The 19,460-nt window shown below is 40.7% G+C and carries 15 protein-coding genes and 5 tRNA genes; all 20 read right to left on the bottom strand.

The genetic code is table 11. From position 1 onward, the window contains the following. Positions 1-2: 2 nt before the first annotated feature. Positions 3-2,117, bottom strand: a complete 2,115-nt coding sequence (fusA, locus tag prwr041_RS04325) for an elongation factor G (protein WP_207155135.1) — start codon at positions 2,115-2,117, stop codon at positions 3-5. Between the two features lie 21 nt (positions 2,118-2,138). Further along, positions 2,139-2,615 carry a 30S ribosomal protein S7 gene (gene rpsG, locus prwr041_RS04330; protein ID WP_207155136.1) on the bottom strand — a complete coding sequence of 159 codons (477 nt, stop codon included), beginning with the start codon at positions 2,613-2,615 and terminating at the stop codon, positions 2,139-2,141. 130 nt (positions 2,616-2,745) lie between these two features. Further along, entirely contained in the window at positions 2,746-3,129 is a 384-nt protein-coding gene (gene rpsL / locus prwr041_RS04335) for a 30S ribosomal protein S12 (protein ID WP_018462913.1), read from the bottom strand. Positions 3,130-3,331: 202 nt separating this feature from the next. After that, a complete protein-coding gene (locus tag prwr041_RS04340; RefSeq protein ID WP_207155137.1) occupies positions 3,332-3,649 on the bottom strand; it encodes a DUF3467 domain-containing protein in 318 nt (105 codons plus the stop codon). A 1,417-nt stretch (positions 3,650-5,066) separates the two neighbouring features. Next, a complete protein-coding gene (gene rpoC / locus prwr041_RS04345) occupies positions 5,067-9,389 on the bottom strand; it encodes a DNA-directed RNA polymerase subunit beta' (RefSeq protein ID WP_207155138.1) in 4,323 nt (1,440 codons plus the stop codon). Positions 9,390-9,416: 27 nt separating this feature from the next. Beyond that, complete coding sequence (gene rpoB / locus prwr041_RS04350) at positions 9,417-13,226, bottom strand: DNA-directed RNA polymerase subunit beta (RefSeq protein ID WP_207155139.1); 3,810 nt, start codon at positions 13,224-13,226, stop codon at positions 9,417-9,419. Between the two features lie 142 nt (positions 13,227-13,368). After that, a complete protein-coding gene (gene rplL, locus prwr041_RS04355; RefSeq protein ID WP_207155140.1) occupies positions 13,369-13,746 on the bottom strand; it encodes a 50S ribosomal protein L7/L12 in 378 nt (125 codons plus the stop codon). Between the two features lie 78 nt (positions 13,747-13,824). Further along, positions 13,825-14,343 (bottom strand): 50S ribosomal protein L10, encoded by a 519-nt coding sequence (gene rplJ / locus prwr041_RS04360; protein ID WP_207155141.1) that lies wholly within the window; start codon positions 14,341-14,343, stop codon positions 13,825-13,827. 12 nt (positions 14,344-14,355) lie between these two features. Then, positions 14,356-15,054, bottom strand: a complete 699-nt coding sequence (rplA, locus tag prwr041_RS04365; protein ID WP_018462907.1) for a 50S ribosomal protein L1 — start codon at positions 15,052-15,054, stop codon at positions 14,356-14,358. Between the two features lie 21 nt (positions 15,055-15,075). Continuing rightward, positions 15,076-15,516: a 50S ribosomal protein L11 gene (gene rplK, locus prwr041_RS04370; protein ID WP_018462906.1), complete on the bottom strand. Its 441-nt coding sequence runs from the start codon at positions 15,514-15,516 to the stop codon at positions 15,076-15,078. Between the two features lie 60 nt (positions 15,517-15,576). Beyond that, the gene (nusG, locus tag prwr041_RS04375; RefSeq protein ID WP_207155142.1) at positions 15,577-16,122 is read right to left on the bottom strand and encodes a transcription termination/antitermination protein NusG; all 546 of its coding nucleotides are present in this window, start codon (positions 16,120-16,122) and stop codon (positions 15,577-15,579) included. A 13-nt stretch (positions 16,123-16,135) separates the two neighbouring features. Next, the gene (gene secE, locus prwr041_RS04380) at positions 16,136-16,327 is read right to left on the bottom strand and encodes a preprotein translocase subunit SecE (protein WP_018462904.1); all 192 of its coding nucleotides are present in this window, start codon (positions 16,325-16,327) and stop codon (positions 16,136-16,138) included. 16 nt (positions 16,328-16,343) lie between these two features. Next, positions 16,344-16,416: transfer RNA gene (locus tag prwr041_RS04385), tRNA-Trp, on the bottom strand. Between the two features lie 50 nt (positions 16,417-16,466). Further along, positions 16,467-17,657, bottom strand: a complete 1,191-nt coding sequence (gene tuf / locus prwr041_RS04390) for an elongation factor Tu (RefSeq protein WP_018462903.1) — start codon at positions 17,655-17,657, stop codon at positions 16,467-16,469. An 83-nt stretch (positions 17,658-17,740) separates the two neighbouring features. Further along, positions 17,741-17,812, bottom strand: a tRNA-Thr gene (locus prwr041_RS04395). Between the two features lie 9 nt (positions 17,813-17,821). Beyond that, positions 17,822-17,894 (bottom strand) — tRNA-Gly (locus prwr041_RS04400). A 15-nt stretch (positions 17,895-17,909) separates the two neighbouring features. Then, positions 17,910-17,991 (bottom strand) — tRNA-Tyr (locus prwr041_RS04405). A gap of 40 nt (positions 17,992-18,031) precedes the next feature. After that, a tRNA-Thr gene (locus prwr041_RS04410) sits at positions 18,032-18,105 on the bottom strand. A gap of 105 nt (positions 18,106-18,210) precedes the next feature. Continuing rightward, entirely contained in the window at positions 18,211-18,510 is a 300-nt protein-coding gene (hpf, locus tag prwr041_RS04415; RefSeq protein WP_018462902.1) for a ribosome hibernation-promoting factor, HPF/YfiA family, read from the bottom strand. A gap of 21 nt (positions 18,511-18,531) precedes the next feature. Beyond that, positions 18,532-19,413 carry a tyrosine-type recombinase/integrase gene (locus tag prwr041_RS04420; protein ID WP_207155143.1) on the bottom strand — a complete coding sequence of 294 codons (882 nt, stop codon included), beginning with the start codon at positions 19,411-19,413 and terminating at the stop codon, positions 18,532-18,534. Between the last annotated feature and the right edge of the window lie 47 nt (positions 19,414-19,460).

Here is a 19,460-nt window from a genome sequence, read left to right on the forward strand (position 1 = left end):
CTTTACAGTAGTTCTGAGTGTCCATGAACTTCCTCAAGGACAGACTTAGCTATTGTTGTAGATACAGGTGAGTGATGATCGTACTCCATTGAAGAAGTAGCACGACCTGAAGTGATAGTACGCAAAGCTGTTACATAACCGAACATTTCAGCCAATGGAACCATAGCCTTAACGATACGTGCACCACTACGAGCCTCTTCCATACCCTGAACGAGACCACGACGCTTATTCAAGTCACCAATAACATCACCCATGTTCTCTTCAGGAGTAACAACCTCTACCTTCATAATTGGTTCCATTAGAACAGGACCAGCCTTAGGGCAAAGAACTTTGAATGCCTGATGAGCAACTAGTTCGAAAGACAACTGATCAGAGTCAACTGGGTGGAAGCTACCATCAGAAAGAGTAACCTTAAGACCAGTCATTGGGAAACCACCAAGAACACCATTAGACAAACAATCAGCAAATCCTTTCTGTACAGATGGTATGAATTCCTTAGGAACATTACCTCCCTTTACAGCATTAACGAATTGCAAATCGCCTTCCTTATAATCCTCGTCCTTAGGACCAATAGTAACATCGATACAAGCGAACTTACCACGACCACCAGACTGCTTCTTATAAGTTTCACGGCTTTGGGCTGTGCGAGTAATAGCTTCCTTATAATTAACCTGTGGCTTACCCTGATTACATTCAACCTTGAACTCACGCTTAAGACGGTCAATAATGATATCAAGGTGAAGTTCACCCATACCAGAAATGATAGTCTGACCGCTCTGCTCATCAGTACGAACAGTAAATGTTGGGTCCTCTTCTGCAAGTTTAGCAAGACCAGTATCCATCTTAGCAACGTCAGCCTGGCTCTTTGGTTCAACAGCAACAGAGATAACTGTATCAGGGAATGTCATTGACTCAAGAACTATAGGATGATCCTCATCGCAAAGAGTATCACCAGTACGAATATCCTTGAAACCTACACCTGCGCCGATATCACCAGCGTCAATAGACTCCATTGGAATTTCCTGCTTTGAGTTCATCTGGAACAAACGACTGATACGCTCACGCTTACCAGAACGAGGATTGTATACATATGAACCTGCAGCAATTTTACCTGAATATACACGGAAGAAAACTAGACGTCCCATGAATGGATCGGTAGCAATCTTAAACGCAAGAGCTGATGTTGGAGCATCCTCTGTTGGTTTACGACCCTCTTCTTCTTCTGTATCAGGGTTTGTACCGATAATAGCTTCTGTGTCAAGTGGAGAAGGCAAAAATGCACAAATATAATCAAGAAGTGGCTGTACACCCTTGTTCTTATATGAAGAACCAAGAAGCATAGGAGTAAGCTCCATTGAGATGGTGCCCTTACGGATAGCAGCAATCAACTTATCTGCAGGAACTTCTTTACCATCAAGGTAAAGTTCCATAACATCATCATCAAAATTAGCTGCATTCTCTATCATCTTGTCGTGCCATTCGGTAGCCTCGTCAACAAGTTCTGCAGGTATTTCTTCTACATCATACTCTGCACCCATTGTCTCGTCATGCCAAAGAATAGCCTTCATGGTGATAAGATCTACAACACCTTTGAAGTTCTCTTCAGCACCGATAGGAATCTGAATTGGGCAAGGGTTTGCACCAAGAACAGTCTTCATCTGGCGAACTGTTTCATAGAAATCAGCACCAGAACGGTCCATCTTATTAACATAACCGATACGAGGAACGTTGTATTTGTCAGCCTGACGCCAAACAGTCTCTGACTGAGGTTGAACACCATCAGCAGCAGAATATGTAGCAACAGCACCATCAAGTACACGAAGAGAACGTTCTACCTCAGCGGTAAAGTCAACGTGTCCCGGAGTATCAATCAAGTTAATCTTGTATGAGTTATTTTCGTAATTCCAGTTACAAGTGGTAGCCGCAGAAGTAATAGTTATACCACGCTCCTGCTCCTGAGCCATCCAGTCCATTGTAGCCGCACCATCATGAACTTCACCAATTTTATGAGTTTTACCAGTGTAAAACAAGATACGTTCAGACGTTGTTGTCTTACCCGCATCAATGTGAGCCATAATACCGATGTTACGAGTTAAATGTAAATCGCGATTTGCCATTTTCTTTTTACCTTTATATGATTAGAATCTGAAATGAGCGAATGCACGGTTAGCTTCAGCCATACGGTGCATATCTTCCTTACGCTTAAATGCGCCACCCTGATTGTTATAAGCGTCCATAATTTCAGCAGCCAATTTCTCAGCCATTGACTTACCACCACGCTTACGTGCAAACTGGATTAGGTTCTTCATTGAAATACTTTCCTTACGGTCTTGGCGTATTTCTGTTGGTACCTGGAATGTAGCACCACCAATACGGCGGCTTTTTACCTCAACCTGAGGAGTGATGTTATCAAGAGCCTGCTTCCATATTTCAAGAGCTGGCTTCTCTTCTTTTGCCATCTTATCCTTTACTGTATCAAGAGCCTTGTAAAAGATTTCATAAGATGTATTCTTTTTACCATCATACATCAAATGATTAACGAACTTTGAGACCTTTTGGTCATTGTAAACTGGATCCGGAAGGATCACACGTTTCTTTGGTTTTGCTTTTCTCATTTTGTTTGAAAAATAAATTCTGCATGGGGCTGTTTCTTAGTGTTCTTCAATGCTCGCTCCCGAGCATTTACTCAACCTGTTATTAACAATATCTCCAGCAAAACGGATAAAAATTTCTTTAATTTCAGAATTACTTCTTAGCTGCCTTTGGACGCTTAGCACCATACTTAGAACGACGCTGAGTACGATTAGCAACACCTGCAGTATCAAGAGTACCACGAACGATGTGATAACGTACACCAGGAAGGTCCTTTACACGACCACCACGTACAAGAACGATTGAGTGCTCCTGAAGGTTGTGTCCTTCTCCTGGAATGTAAGAGTTTACTTCCTTCTGGTTTGTCAAACGTACACGTGCAACCTTACGCATTGCTGAATTAGGCTTCTTAGGTGTTGTGGTGTAAACACGAACACAAACACCGCGGCGCTGAGGACAGTTGTCCAAAGCCGGTGACTTGCTCTTGTCAACAATCACCTTTCTGCCTTTTCTTACTAACTGTGAAATAGTAGGCATAATTTTACTTTTTTAATTTATATATTTATTTTATTATTGTCATTCAACATAGAACTAGGCATTGAAACATGCCCATTTCGGGCTGCAAAGGTACGAACAAAACTTTGAATTACCTAATTATAAAGAATGCGAAAAGTCTATATCTTGTCAAAATTAGCAAGATATAGACTTTATTAACATTTATTTTAAAAACGATATTAATCTATGACTCTTTTTTAGGTAAATCAAAGGGAGCTATAATACCTGATTGTTGTTCTGGTATAACAATTTTACCAAATTGCTGCTCATACTTATACACATTTTCCTGCAAGGCCTGAAGCAAACGCTTAGCATGCTCCGGAGCCATTATTACACGAGAGTTTATCTCTGGTTTAGGGAGTCCCGGCAATATACTAGCAAAGTCAAGAATAAAGTCTGAGCTTGAATGTGTTATAAGCGCTAAATTAGCATAAACACCCTTTGCTATTTCTGGTTTTAATTCGATTTGTAGTCCTTGATTCTGATTTTTATTATCTTCCATAACTATTACTAATCTAAAGGTTTATTATATATATACAAAGGTACGTAAAAACTTTCGCACACACAAGAAAACAAACAAAATAATTAAATACTTATTGGCAATAGTATAATACTAATTATAGTTTATGGAATGATATTTTTTGCTTGAGTATTTATATTCCTCATCAAATGTGTATACTAAAAATTAACTCTAGTGTCAACTTAAAACGATTAGCTTCTAGTGTAGCAAGTGACAAAATAGATATTGGGAGCCTAGATTTCTCTATAACAATTTAATTTTTGTACAGTTTGGCTGTCTTACCAGCGTTTTTTGTATTGTTTAGCTACGAAGCTACGGCATCTCTCGCAAAGCCTATAAACAGAGGGGTTAACGAGAGATCGCTAGCCCAATTTAGCTGCGATGAGCTACGTTTTAGCTACGTTGTGTATTTCTGTATATAATGTACGCGCGCACATGCGCACACTCAGGAGTTTTAAAACATAAGTGTCGAAGTGACAACATTGTGAATATCAATATATTATCAACCTAATTGACTGATATAAGGTGACGGTGAAATATCAAATTTTGCATGCGTTTCTATATAGAAACGCATTGCGTTTTACGTTATTTCACCTTCCAACACATCGTAAAACGCAATGCAATATAACGCAAAACGCATCGTAAAACATCGTAAAACGCAACGACAAACTTTGTGAAGTTCACGTGCAATGCAAAATAAGGAAAATCTTTGTCTAGATTTCATCGGCGAATAACCAACACTTAATTCGGTTCGAAAAGAAGTCTAACAAATTGATGTTGAACGAATAGAGACTTCGACACTTGTTTTTCAGAAAAGTCCAGAGTGTGCGTGCGCGCGCGTATTAGAGTCTGTGTAGTACCAGTAATTGAAACTTTGGCTAACAGCTCAAACTTGATTTCATTGCATGGATAAAAATCTTGAAGTATCTTTGCCGAGAATTCAGCGGAATTCGGCAGAACATTTAAACAAGCTTGAAAATCCTGCTTTCGTTTACTGAATCTATGTAAATATCCTCAGTTTCTCAGATACAGCTAACGGTTCTTTGACAATTTCACTCATAGAATACATTTCATTCTTAAAAAGGCACAAGTTGACGTAGCTAGAACGTAGCTTAACGTAGTTGAATCCAGCAAGCTACGTTTCGTTACTCCCAATGTTTACAAGCTTTGCGAGACATGCCGTAGCTTCGTAGCTAAACAACACAAAAAACGCTGGTAAGACAGCCAAACTGTACAAAATTCAAATCTATGCACTTGGATATATATTGTTACGAATTGATATAAACCCAATACAGACTCATTGCATGTTTTTTTTGCGGAACAGTAATAACCTTATATAATAAAAAAGAGTAGGCAACAAGAAATGCTGCCTACTCTATTATAATAATGTATATCGTTATTATTCTGTAACAACTCCGTGTTCAGCGAAGTCAAGAACATTTTTACGATTAGCTTGCATACGCTCATACTCTTCTTTTGAACCGACAACAAGTTTATCCCATTGGCGAAGTCCAGTACCTGCTGGTATTAAATGTCCACAAATAACATTTTCTTTCATACCTTCAAGCTTATCCTGCTTACCACGAATTGCAGCCTCATTAAGAACCTTAGTTGTTTCCTGGAAAGAAGCAGCACTCATAAAGCTCTTAGTAGCAAGAGCGGCACGAGTAATACCCTGCAGAATCTGAGTAGATGTTGCAGGAACAGCATCACGCACCTGAACGAGTTTGAGATCGCGGCGTTTCAGAGAAGAGTTCTCGTCACGCAACTTACGTGCAGTAACAATCTGACCTGGTTTCATAATATCAGAATCACCAGCATCTGTGATAACTTTCTTACCCCAAATACGATCATTCTCTTCTGCGAAATCCAATTTATCAACCAATTCCTGCTCCAAGAATGTTGTGTCACCTGGATCATCTATACGAACCTTACGCATCATCTGGCGAACGATAATTTCAAAGTGCTTATCATTAATCTTAACACCTTGTAGACGATAAACGTCCTGAACCTCATTCACGATATATTCCTGCACTGAAGTAGGACCCTTAATTGCAAGGATATCACCAGGAGTGGTAACACCATCAGAAAGAGGTGTGCCAGCACGAACAGCATCATGTTCCTGAACAAGAATCTGCTTAGACAATGATACTAGATATTTCTTTTGATCACCAGTCTTTGAAGTTACGATAATCTCGCGGTTACCTCTCTTAACCTTACCCATTGTTACTTCACCATCAATTTCAGAAACGACAGCTGGGTTAGAAGGATTACGAGCCTCGAACAACTCTGTTACACGAGGCAGACCACCAGTGATATCACCAGCACCACCTACTGCACGTGGAATCTTAACGATAGTCTCACCAGTATTAACTGTTGCACCATCTTCAATAACAACGTGACCACCAACAGGGAAGTTATATGTTCCAACAACATTACCAGCAGCATCAAGAATATCACATGTAGGAACCTTTGAACGGTCCTTAGAATCTGTAATAATCTTTTCTGTCAAACCGGTTGTATCGTCGGTTTCAGCATGGAAGGTTATACCTTCGATGACGTCATTGAATCTCAACGTACCTGCATACTCAGTAACGATGACGGCATTAAATGGATCCCATTTTGCAATTAGATCACCCTTCTTTACCAAGTCACCCTGACCGAAATAAAGTGAAGAACCGTAAGGAACATTAAGAGTACTAAGTACTATATTTGTATTTGGATCGATGAAACGAATTTCAGCAAGACGGCTTACAACCATTTTGCAATCCTTATCGTCCTCGTTCTTGAATGGAACAGTACGAATTTCATCAAATTCTACTTTACAATCATTCTTTGCCACAATACTTGCATTTGCTGCTGCGTTACCAGCAACACCACCAGCGTGGAAAGTACGAAGTGTAAGCTGTGTACCAGGTTCACCGATAGCCTGAGCAGCGATAACGCCGACAGCCTCACCTAACTGAACCATTCTTGCAGTAGCAAGGTTACGTCCGTAACACTTCATACATACACCATGCTTGCTTTCACAAGTAAGAACTGAACGGATTTCAACCATTTCAATTGGAGACTCGTCAATTATTTTAGCTTTAGCCTCATTGATTTCCTCACCAGCATGAACTATAATCTCACCAGTTGTAGGAAGAACAATATCATGAACAGAAACACGTCCAAGAATACGTTCATACAATGTAGAAATTATTTCGTCACCATTCTTTAGGGCACGACATTCAAGACCACGAAGTGTACCACAATCTTCCTCTGTGATAATAACATCATGAGAGACGTCAACAAGACGACGAGTCAGATATCCAGCATCGGCAGTCTTCATAGCGGTATCAGCAAGACCCTTACGAGCACCATGTGAAGAGATGAAGTACTCCAACACAGACATACCTTCCTTGAAGTTAGAAAGAATTGGGTTTTCAATAATCTGCTGTCCTTCAGCACCAGCCTTTTGAGGCTTTGCCATAAGACCACGCATACCTGAAAGCTGCTTAATCTGGTCTTTAGAACCACGGGCTCCAGAATCAAGCATCATGTATACAGCATTGAATCCCTGATCAGCCTCAGTCATCTCTTTCATCAAGACATTACCAAGGTCATTATTTACGTGAGTCCATGCATCAATTACCTGATTATAACGCTCAGTATCAGTGATGAAACCCATTTCATAGTTTGCCTTTATCTGATCGACCTCTTCCTGACCCTTACCTACAATGTCAGCCTTCTCCTCTGGTATGATAATATCATCCAAGTTAAATGAAAGACCAGCAACATAAGACATACGGTAACCCAAGTTCTTGATTCCATCAAGGAAAGAACAAGCACGAGCCATACCAACAGCCTTGATAACATCAGAAATGATGCCACGAAGTGTTTTCTTTGAAATAATATCATTAAAGAAACCTACTTCATCAGGAATAATCTGATTTACGATAACACGTCCAACAGATGTTTCAACCATATGACGAACTGGTTTGCCATCAACGACATCATCAACTATACACTTAACACGTGCATGCAGTTCACAACGTCCCTCGTTATTGGCAATCATAGCCTCTTCTGATCCGTAGAAATTAAGTCCCTCTCCCTTAGCACCTGGACGTATCTTTGTAATGTAATACAAACCAAGCACCATATCCTGTGAAGGTACTGTGATAGGGGCACCATTTGCTGGGTTCAGAATATTATGGCTTTGCAGCATAAGAATCTGTGCCTCCAGTACAGCCTCATTACTTAATGGAAGATGGACAGCCATCTGGTCACCATCAAAGTCAGCGTTGAAAGCAGTACATGCAAGTGGATGAAGCTGGATAGCTTTACCTTCAATAAGTTTTGGCTGGAAAGCCTGAATACCAAGACGGTGAAGTGTCGGCGCACGGTTAAGCATTACAGGGTGTCCCTTCATTACATTTTCAAGGATATCCCAAATAACTGGTTCACGACGATCAACAATCTTCTTTGCACTCTTTACAGTCTTTACTATACCACGCTCAATAAGCTTACGTATAATAAATGGCTTATATAGTTCGGCTGCCATTAATTTTGGAAGACCGCACTCGCCCATTTTCAATTCAGGACCTACAACGATTACAGAACGTGCAGAATAGTCAACACGCTTACCAAGTAAGTTCTGACGGAAACGTCCCTGTTTACCTTTCAGTGAATCAGAAAGTGACTTCAAAGGACGATTGCTTTCACTCTTAACAGCTGAAGACTTACGTGAATTGTCAAACAAAGAATCGACAGCTTCCTGAAGCATACGTTTCTCATTACGCAAGATAACCTCAGGAGCCTTAATTTCCATAAGTCTCTTAAGACGATTGTTACGTATAATGACACGACGATATAAGTCGTTAAGGTCAGATGTAGCAAATCTACCACCATCAAGTGGTACAAGTGGACGCAACTCAGGAGGAGTTACTGGGATAATCTTCATTATCATCCACTCTGGTTTATTGAAATCCCTTGATGCACGGAATGCCTCAACAACCTGTAGACGCTTCAAAGCCTCTGTCTTACGCTGCTGGCTACCATCATTGTTAGCACGGTCACGTAATTCATAGCTCAAACCGTCAAGATCTATATTAACTAGCAAATCATAAATTGCTTCAGCACCCATTTTAGCGATAAACTTATTAGGGTCGCTATCATCAAGATAGTCATTGTTAGGATCTATTTTATTGTCAAGGATATCAAGATATTCATCCTCAGAAAGGAGGTCCATCTTGTGAGAACCGTTAAGTTCCAAACCATCAGCATCCTTCCTTCCCTCCATGGCACCAGCCTTGATAACGATATACTTTTCGTAGTATACCACAGCATCAAGTTTCTTTGTTGGAAGTCCCAACAGATAACCTATTTTGTTAGGTAAAGAACGGAAATACCAGATATGAGCAACTGGGACAACGAGTTCAATATGTCCCGAACGTTCACGACGAACCTTTTTCTCAGTTACCTCTACACCACATCGATCACATACGATACCTTTATAACGAATACGCTTGTACTTACCGCAGGCACATTCATAATCACGGGTAGGACCAAAAATACGCTCACAGAATAGACCGTCACGTTCAGGCTTATATGTGCGATAATTAATGGTTTCAGGTTTTGTAACCTCGCCATACGAATTTTCCAAGATCTCCTCAGGAGAGGCAAGACCTATAGTAATCTTCGTAAAATTATTTTTAACTTTTGTATCTTTCTTAAAAGCCATATTTATCTTTTGATTAGGGTGTTCACATTAATCGAGTTTGATACTTAAACCAAGACCACGGAGTTCGTGCAGCAACACGTTCAGTGACTCTGGAATACCAGGAGTTGGCATAGGATCTCCCTTGACAATTGCCTCATAAGCCTTGCTACGACCAACAGTGTCATCAGACTTAAGAGTAAGGATTTCCTGAAGAACATGGCTAGCACCAAATGCCTCAATAGCCCAAACCTCCATTTCTCCAAAACGCTGACCTCCGAACTGAGCCTTACCACCAAGTGGTTGCTGAGTAATAAGAGAGTAAGGACCGATAGAACGAGCATGCATCTTATCCTCAACCATGTGTCCGAGTTTCAAGAAGTAAGTTACACCTACAGTTGCAGGCTGGTCAAACTTCTCACCGGTTTCACCGTCATAAAGATATGTTGAACATAGATTTGGCAGTCCAGCCTTATCTGTCCATTCCTTCAAGTCGGCAAGTTTAGCACCATCAAAGATAGGGGTAGCAAACTTGCATCCCAACTTTTGTCCAGCAGCACCAAGAATAGCCTCGAATATCTGTCCCAAGTTCATACGAGAAGGCACACCCATTGGGTTTAGTACCAAGTCAACAGGACGTCCGTCAGCCATAAATGGCATATCCTCTGTACGTACAACCTTAGAAACGATACCCTTGTTACCGTGTCGACCGGCAAGTTTATCACCAACCTGAATTTTACGCTTCTTAGCTACATAAACCTTTGCCATCTGAAGAATACCTGAAGGAAGTTCATCACCAATAGAAATAGCGAACTTCTTACGTTTCATCTCTGCATCAAGAAGTTTATACTTACGTATATAGTTCATGATAAGCATTTGAATCAAACCATTAGTATGTTCGTCTTCAGTCCAGTTATTGCTTTGAATTCCATCATACTCAAGGTTTTTAAGTGAAGTCTTAGTGAACTTACTACCCTTTGTAATGATTTCAGCATCAGTATAATCTTTAACACCCTGACAAATCTTACCTTCAGTAAGAGTCATCAATTTGTCTACTAAGATATCTTTCAAGTCATCATTCTTTGCCTCATACTCTTCATCAATCTTTGCAAGGATCATCTTATCCTGCTTCTTTGACTCACGAGTCTTTACAGCGCGAGAGAACAACTTTTTATCAATAACGACACCGCTCAATGAAGGATTAGCTTTCAAAGAAGAATCCTTAACATCACCAGCCTTGTCACCGAAAATAGCACGAAGCAACTTCTCTTCTGGAGAAGGATCACTCTCACCCTTAGGTGAGATCTTACCGATAAGGATATCGCCTGGCTCAACACGAGCACCAACACGAATTACACCATTATCATCAAGATCCTTTGTAGCTTCTTCGCTTACATTTGGAATATCTGAAGTGAATTCCTCAACACCACGCTTTGTCTCACGTACATCAAGAGAATATTCATCTACATGTACAGATGTCAACACGTCATCACGAACCATACGTTCAGAGATAACAACAGCATCCTCATAGTTATATCCCTTCCAAGGAATATAAGCAACAAGTAAGTTGCGACCTAGTGCTAATTCACCATTTTCTGTAGCATAACCTTCTGTAAGAATATCACCAGCCTTAACACGCTGTCCCTTACTACAAATAGGACGAAGGTCGATTGTCATATTTTGGTTAGTACGGCGGAACTTAGGAATACGATATTCCTTAAGAACAGGCTCAAAACTAACAAATTCTTCTTCTTCTGTACGATCGTAAAGAATACGAATCGTTGTTGCGTCTACATATTCAATAACACCATCACCTTCAGCAGTAATCATTGTACGTGAATCTTCGCAAACCTGCTTTTCAAGACCTGTACCAACGATAGGAGCATCATTATGAATAAGTGGAACAGCCTGACGCATCATATTACAACCCATCAGCGCACGGTGTCCGTCATCATGCTCCAAGAATGGAATAAGTGATGCAGAAACAGAAGCTATCTGCTGTGGAGAAACATCCACCAAGTCAATCTGGTCAGGTGAAACAACAGGATAGTCAGCATCCTGACGACACTTAACAGTATCTTTTATAAATGCGCCATCTACAGTTAGAGGAGCATTACCCTGACCAATAATTTTCTCTTCTTCTTCCTCGGCTGTAAGATAAATAACATCTTCGTTCTTCATATCAACCTTAGCATCAGTAACTGTTCTATAAGGAGTGATAATAAATCCTAGATCGTTTATCTTAGCATATATACATAAAGAAGAAATAAGTCCGATGTTAGGTCCTTCAGGACTCTCAATAGGACAAAGACGACCGTAGTGAGTGTAATGCACATCACGAACCTCAAATCCTGCGCGTTCACGAGAAAGACCGCCAGGACCTAAAGCTGACAAACGACGCTTGTGAGTAACCTCAGCAAGTGGGTTAGTCTGGTCCATGAACTGACTTAGAGGGTTAGTTCCAAAGAAAGAATTTATAACGCTTGATATTGTCTTAGCGTTAATCAAGTCAGTAGGAGTGAACACCTCGTTATCGCGTACATTCATACGCTCACGGATTGTGCGGCTCATACGTGCAAGACCAATAGCAAACTGATTAGCCAATTGTTCACCAACTGTGCGTACACGGCGGTTACTCAAGTGGTCAATATCATCAACAGTTGCATTAGAATTAACCAACTGGATAAGATACTTAATAATCTCAATAATATCATCCTTGGTCAAAACACGTGTATCCATGTCTGTAGTAAGACCAAGCTTCTTGTTGATTCGGTAGCGACCAACCTCACCAAGATCATAACGCTTATCAGAGAAGAACAAGTTCTGGAATACTTCACGAGCACTTGCATCATCAGCAGGATCTGCATTACGCAACTGGCGGTAGATATAATTTACAGCCTCTTTTTCTGAGTTACTAGGATCCTTTGCTAATGTATTAAAGATGATAGTATACTTGTTAGCAGCCTCTTCGTCCTTGTGAAGCAAGATAGATGAAGCACCACTCTCAAGAATTTCATCAATATTGTCCTCGGTAAGTTCTGTCTCACGCTCCATGATAACTTCATTGCGCTCAATAGAAACTACCTCACCAGTATCCTCATCAACGAAATCTTCGTTCCAGCTCTTCAATACACGAGCCGCAAGTTTGCGACCAATAGCTGCCTTAATATTTTTCTTGTTAACTTTAACTTCCTCAGCAAGGTCAAATATTTTCAGGATATCCTTATCCTGCTCATAGCCCATTGCACGGAGAAGAGTTGTAACAGGTAATTTCTTCTTACGGTCAATATAAGCATACATGACATTATTAATGTCAGTAGCGAATTCAATCCAAGAACCCTTAAATGGGATAATGCGGGCACTATAAAGAACAGTACCGTTTGCATGCACACCCTGACCAAAGAAAACACCTGGAGAACGATGCAACTGTGAAACTACAACACGTTCAGCACCATTAATTACAAAAGTACCATTCTGTGTCATATATGGGATAGTACCCAAGAATACATCTTGAATAAAAGTCCCAAAATCCTCATGATCAGGATCTGTACAGTACAGTTTCATCTTAGCCTTCAAAGGTACACTATATGTCAGACCACGCTCAAGACATTCATCAATAGAATATCTAGGCGGATCAATAAAGTAATCCAAGAACTCAAGAACGAAATTATTACGCGTGTCGGTTATAGGGAAGTTCTCTGCGAAAACTTTATATAGACCGTCATTCTTGCGTTCCTCAGGCGGAGTGTCCAACTGTAAGAAGTCGCGGAAAGACTTCAACTGCACATCGAGAAAATCCGGATATGGTAGCGGATTATGCACGCTGGCAAAATTTACTCTGTTATCAACAACTTTTGTCATAAAGTAATATTTAATTGGCCCTACCGGGCTATAAGCTTTATCAGCCTAATAAGGCTAATTATGTATAAAAGACACAAAAAGGTTAGGACCAACCTACTTGGAAGATCCTAACCGTATTTCTAATGAAAGATGTAATTCTGAATTACTTCAACTCTACCTTAGCACCAGCCTCTTCGATAACCTTCTTAAGGTTCTCAGCCTCGTCCTTAGCAACGCCTTCCTTAACAGTAGCAGGAGCACCGTCTACGATGTCCTTAGCTTCCTTAAGACCTAGGCCACAAGCTTCTTTAACTGCCTTAACAACCTGAAGCTTTGTAGCGCCAACCTCAACGAGAACTACGTCGAAAGAAGACTTCTCCTCAGCTGCTGCTGCACCACCTGCAGCAGGACCAGCAGCTACAGCAACAGCTGCTGCAGCAGGCTCAATACCATACTCGTCCTTAAGGACTGTTGCCAACTCATTTACTTCTTTAACAGTAAGATTTACTAATTCTTCTGCAATAGCTTTAACGTCTGCCATTTTATTCTAAATTTTAATTGTTCTTGTTAAAAATAATATTTTTGACTCTAATAATTGAATATATCTGTTCAATCAGAATTATTCAGGACGCTCACCTAAAGTCGTAAGTACACCATGGATGGTGTTTGCGCCTGATTGAAGAGCTGAAACAACGTTCTTTGCAGGAGACTGCAACAGAGAGATAATCTCTGCGATAACTTCGTTCTTGCTCTTAAGAGCTGCAAGCTCAGGGAGTTTATCAACACCAACATAGATGCTTTCCTCAACATAAGCAGCCTTGAGTGCAGGAATTTCTTCCTTTTCGTATTCTTTTAGCAACTTAGCAGGAACATTAGCTGTATTTGTGAACATTACAGCTGTAGTACCCTTAAGTGCTACATACAAAGGCTCAAAATCAATATCTGAAGCCTCGAAAGCCTTGTGAAGAAGAGTATTCTTCACAACAACCATCTTAATTTCACTCTTGAAGCACTTGCGACGGAGATTACTTGTAGCCTCAGCATTCAATCCAGTAACATCTACCAAATAGAAGTGAGGGAACTCACCCAACATCTTACCAAGTTCAACAATAATAGTATCTTTTACTTCTTTCTTCATTGTACAAAACTTTTAGAGTGATTCAACTGATTTAGGATCAATTTTGATACCCTTACTCATAGTGCTAGAAATAAAGATACTCTTAATATATGTACCTTTAGCAGCAGCAGGTTTCAATTTGATAACTGTAAGGATAAATTCCTTTGCGTTACCATAAATCTGCTCAGTAGTCATATTAACCTTACCGATAGAAGTATGGATAATACCAGCCTTATCTACCTTAAAGTCTATTTTACCTTGCTTTACTTCTTTTACTGCCTTAGCAACGTCCATTGTTACAGTGCCACTCTTAGGGTTAGGCATCAAGCCACGAGGACCAAGGATACGTCCGATAGGTCCAATCTTACCCATACATGAAGGCATAGTAATGATGACATCAATGTCTGTCCAACCACCTTTGATTTTCTCGACATATTCATCAAGACCAACATAGTCAGCACCAGCTTCCTTAGCGGCAGCTTCCTGATCAGGAGTACAGAGAGCAAGCACACGAGTAGTCTTACCAGTTCCGTTTGGCAGTGAAACAACACCGCGAACCATCTGATTAGCCTTACGTGGGTCTACACCCAGACGTACATCAATATCCAGAGACGCGTCAAACTTTGTTGTGGTAATTTCCTTAACAAGTTCTGAAGCTTCTTTCAATGTGTATGCCTTCCCTGCTTCAACCTTTTCAGCTACTGATTTTTGATTTTTTGTCAGTTTACTCATTTTTTTAATTGAAGTTATAAATTATTCACCAGGGAAGTCCCCTTTTACAGTAATACCCATACTACGAGCAGTACCAGCAATCAGCTTCATAGCAGACTCAACTGTGAAACAATTGAGGTCTGTCATTTTGTCTTCAGCAATACCCTTAATCTGTTCCCAAGTTACAGAAGCAACTTTTTGACGATTAGGCTGAGATGAAGCAGTCTTAATCTTAGCAACCTCTTTCAACTGAACAGCTGCAGGAGGAGTCTTGATTATGAAGCTAAATGACTTGTCTGTATAGTAAGTAATAACAACAGGTAGGATCTTACCTGCCTTATCCTGGGTACGGGCGTTAAACTCCTTGCAGAATCCCATAATATTGATACCCTTAGATCCCAATGCAGGACCTACTGGTGGGGAAGGATTCGCAGCGCCACCCTTAATCTGTAATTTGATTAAACCAGCAACTTCTTTAGCCATTTTTTTGTTAATATTAAAAATTAAATTTGTATAAAGGTCAGTTAACTTCCGTAACGAGGACTAACCTTCCTTTTCAACTTGCATAAAACCGAGTTCTAGCGGAGTTTTACGTCCGAAGATCTTAACCATCACTTTCAGTTTGTGTTTATCAGCATTTACCTCTTCGATAACACCGCTAAAGCCACTGAATGGACCATCTGTAACCTTTACCATTTCGTCAACAGTATAAGGGATATCAATGTTATCCTCTAATTCTGTTACCTCGGCAGTACCGAGCATACGGTTGATTTCAGACTGTGGAACGGGTGACGGTTCATCTAATCCTCCAAGGAAACCTAAACAGTTAGGGATAAAGCGCAAAGTATGCGCAACATCACCAACAAGCTTAGCCTCAACAAAGATATAGCCAGGGAGAGAAATTTTCTCCTTAACCACTCTTTTGCCATTACACAAGGAAGCATGTTTCTCTGTTGGTATTAAAACCTGAGAGACATGCGTGTTGAGCAACTCGTTGTGTTTCATTTCAGCTTCGATGTATTCTTTCAACTTAGCCTCTTTTCCACTAACAGCGCGAAGCACATACCATTTATTTCCTGTTTCAGCCATTTTCCTAAAAAAATTAATTTGGATAGATTGTACTCATCACAAACCTAAACACACTGTCCATTGCGAACACCACAAGAGCAATGACAAGGGAAGCAGATAATACAACCATTGCACTGTGAGTAAGTTCGGCACGTGTCGGCCAAGTAGTTTTATGCGCAAGCTCGTCATAACAAGCCTTGCAATAATTTACTATCTTTTTAAACATATTATCTTCTTATTAGCACGGGAAGCAGGACTTGAACCCACGACCCTCGGTTTTGGAGACCGATGCTCTACCAACTGAGCTATTCCCGTATATGAAGTTCCCGTCGAAACGGGAACGTCATTTTATTTTGAGTTTCGAATTAGTCTTCGAGAATCTCTGTAATCTGACCTGAACCTACAGTACGACCACCTTCACGGATAGCGAAACGAAGTCCTGGGTTGATTGCGACAGCGTAGATAAGCTCTACGTTAATCTCAACGTTATCACCAGGCATTACCATTTCAACACCCTCTGGAAGAGTGATTTCACCAGTACAGTCCATGGTACGAAGATAGAACTGAGGACGATACTTGTTTCCGAATGGAGTATGACGACCACCTTCTTCTTTCTTCAATACATAGATAGAAGCCTTGAACTTCTTGAAAGGTTTGATCTGACCTGGATGGCAAAGAACCATACCACGCTTGATTTCAGCCTTATCAATACCACGAAGAAGCAAACCAACGTTATCACCGGCCATACCTTCGTCAAGAATCTTACGGAACATTTCAACGCCAGTTACAACTGACTTCTTATCTTCACCAAGACCCAATAGTTCAACTTCATCACCTACCTTAATAATACCAGTCTCAATACGACCTGTAGCAACAGTACCACGACCTGTGATTGAGAATACATCCTCAACTGGCATCAAGAATGGTTTATCTGTAGCGCGAGGAGGCTCCTGGATCCACTCATCAACAGTGTTCATGAGTTCCATAACCTTATTTACCCACTTTTCAACACCGTTCAAAGCACCAAGTGCAGAACCGCGAATGATAGGAGTATCCTCTTCAAAATCATATTGTTCAAGGATTTCACGAACTTCCATTTCTACAAGTTCAAGCATTTCCTCATCTTCAACCATATCACACTTGTTCAAGAATACAACAAGACGTGGTACGTTTACCTGACGAGCGAGCAATACGTGCTCACGAGTCTGAGGCATAGGACCATCAGTAGCAGCTACAACCAAAATAGCACCATCCATCTGAGCAGCACCAGTAACCATGTTCTTTACATAGTCGGCGTGTCCCGGACAGTCTACGTGAGCGTAGTGACGCTTAGCTGTCTCATACTCAATGTGCGCTGTATTAATAGTAATACCACGCTCTTTCTCCTCAGGAGCATTATCAATCTGATCGAAAGACTTAATTTCTTCAGAACCAAATCCTGCCTCTGAAAGGACCTTAGAAATGGCAGCTGTCAAAGTAGTCTTACCGTGGTCTACGTGACCAATTGTACCAATGTTAACATGCGGCTTGGTACGCTGGAATGTCTCTTTAGCCATAGCTTATTGTTTTATTTATATAAATGAATATCTTTTATTATATTGTTTTTCTTCAGTTACCAAAAGAAGTAGGACTGAAGTAGAGCTGTAACTGAGAGTTGAACTCAGGACCTCTTCCTTACCAAGGAAGTGCTCTACCACTGAGCTATTACAGCATCGGTTAGAGCGGAAAACGGGGCTCAAACCCGCGACCCCCAGCTTGGAAGGCTAGTGCTCTATCAACTGAGCTATTTCCGCAAAACTTCTACTGAGTGGGTAGTGATGGATTCGAACCACCGTAGGCATAGCCAGCAGATTTACAGTCTGCCCCATTTGGCCACTCTGGTAACTACCCTTGTTTATCGACACATAGCAGGAGTTTAATTTCCTTGGTGAGCCTCTTGTCGGATTCGAACCAACGACCCCGAGATTACAAATCACGTGCTCTGGCCAACTGAGCTAAAGAGGCGAGTATCCCTACAGCCGCTAGGCGGCATCGTTTTGGGGTATGCTGTAAAACGGCTGCAAAGATACGACTTATTTTCTAATCGCCAAAACTTTTTCAAGTTTTTTTTTAACGATTGCGAGTTTTTTCTTTAAATTTAGCCAGCTGTACCTTCATTGAATCAACAGTCTGATCTATACCTTCTTCAAAAGTATCACAAGTCTTCTCAGCATATAGCGAGAGTCCTGGACCAGTTACCGTCAGCGACGTTTCTTTATTCAATGCAGCAGCAGGCTTGACAACTTTTAATTGCACCTCTACTTTCTGTATATCTTCGTAAGTTTTTTCCAACTTGGCAACTTTCTTTTCGATAAGCGCCTGTAATTTCTCGGTAGCGTCGAAATGAATCGACTGAATTTTAATTTCCATAGTTACCTCCGCTTTTAAAGGTTAAGCCCTTGGATGGGCGTTAGAATATTCACGTTTCAACTGCTCAAAAGTTGTATGGGTATAGATTTCTGTCGTTGACAGACTTTCATGCCCTAGCAGTTTTTTCACACTTTCTAATCCGGCATCGTGATTAAGCATTGCTGTTGCAAACGTATGTCTCAATACGTGCGGCGTGCGTTTTTTAAGCGTGCATACTTTAGTGAGGTTTCGCCTTACCTCGTTTCTCACTTGATTTTGGTTCATTCTCAAACCGTCTTCTGCAAGAAACAGAGCCTGCGTTTTTTTATGTATACGCTCATCGCGTAGTTTCATATAGTCATGCAGAGTGGAGTCCAATTCGTCACCAAACGGTATTATCCGCTGTTTATTTCTCTTTCCCGTAACTTTCAACTGTTGATTTATAAAATCAACCGCCACATCATCTAGTCCAACCAATTCCGATAATCGGATTCCCGTCTCATAAAATGTCATTATAATAGTACGTGCGCACACGTCTTTATAGCTATCATTCCAGAAATCAGGTTCAAGCAGCCTATTCATCTCTGATTCTTTAAGAAACTGAGGCAGAGGCTTACTCTTCTTAGGTCCAACTATCCCATGAGCTGGGTCTTCTGTTACGAGATGTCGCGAAAGAGCAAAACGATAAAAGGAACGCAAAGCGCTCAACCTTCGATTGATTGATGCCGCATTGTTTCCCTTATCCATCATACTCTCCATCCAGTCACGGATGACATCTGAGTCTATCGACTCCCAAGAGAGATGATCATTAAATTTTTCGAAAAACTTTTCAAAGGCCTTAAGGTCTTCTCCATAGTTTTTTACCGTCATGTCTGAACGATTACGCTCAAACTTCAAGTAGTTCAAAAAAATTTCTATCATCACAAACGCTGCTTTATCATTTATCTTTACGGCAACGAATTTACGAAATA

The sequence above is a fragment of the Prevotella herbatica genome, from assembly GCF_017347605.1.
GTDB lineage: Bacteria > Bacteroidota > Bacteroidia > Bacteroidales > Bacteroidaceae > Prevotella > Prevotella herbatica.

Bases quoted from the DNA above. Each gene is read 5' to 3' on its own strand.
- hpf (WP_018462902.1), bottom strand. From the start codon at position 18,510: ATGGAAATTAAAATTCAGTCGATTCATTTCGACGCTACCGAGAAATTA.
- rplJ (WP_207155141.1), bottom strand. From the start codon at position 14,343: ATGAAGAAAGAAGTAAAAGATACTATTATTGTTGAACTTGGTAAGATG.
- rpoB (WP_207155139.1), bottom strand. From the start codon at position 13,226: ATGACAAAAGTTGTTGATAACAGAGTAAATTTTGCCAGCGTGCATAAT.
- prwr041_RS04340 (WP_207155137.1), bottom strand. From the start codon at position 3,649: ATGGAAGATAATAAAAATCAGAATCAAGGACTACAAATCGAATTAAAA.
- secE (WP_018462904.1), bottom strand. From the start codon at position 16,327: ATGTTTAAAAAGATAGTAAATTATTGCAAGGCTTGTTATGACGAGCTT.
- nusG (WP_207155142.1), bottom strand. From the start codon at position 16,122: ATGGCTGAAACAGGAAATAAATGGTATGTGCTTCGCGCTGTTAGTGGA.
- rplA (WP_018462907.1), bottom strand. From the start codon at position 15,054: ATGAGTAAACTGACAAAAAATCAAAAATCAGTAGCTGAAAAGGTTGAA.
- rplK (WP_018462906.1), bottom strand. From the start codon at position 15,516: ATGGCTAAAGAAGTTGCTGGTTTAATCAAATTACAGATTAAGGGTGGC.
- tuf (WP_018462903.1), bottom strand. From the start codon at position 17,657: ATGGCTAAAGAGACATTCCAGCGTACCAAGCCGCATGTTAACATTGGT.
- rplL (WP_207155140.1), bottom strand. From the start codon at position 13,746: ATGGCAGACGTTAAAGCTATTGCAGAAGAATTAGTAAATCTTACTGTT.
- rpoC (WP_207155138.1), bottom strand. From the start codon at position 9,389: ATGGCTTTTAAGAAAGATACAAAAGTTAAAAATAATTTTACGAAGATT.
- rpsL (WP_018462913.1), bottom strand. From the start codon at position 3,129: ATGCCTACTATTTCACAGTTAGTAAGAAAAGGCAGAAAGGTGATTGTT.
- rpsG (WP_207155136.1), bottom strand. From the start codon at position 2,615: ATGAGAAAAGCAAAACCAAAGAAACGTGTGATCCTTCCGGATCCAGTT.
- fusA (WP_207155135.1), bottom strand. From the start codon at position 2,117: ATGGCAAATCGCGATTTACATTTAACTCGTAACATCGGTATTATGGCT.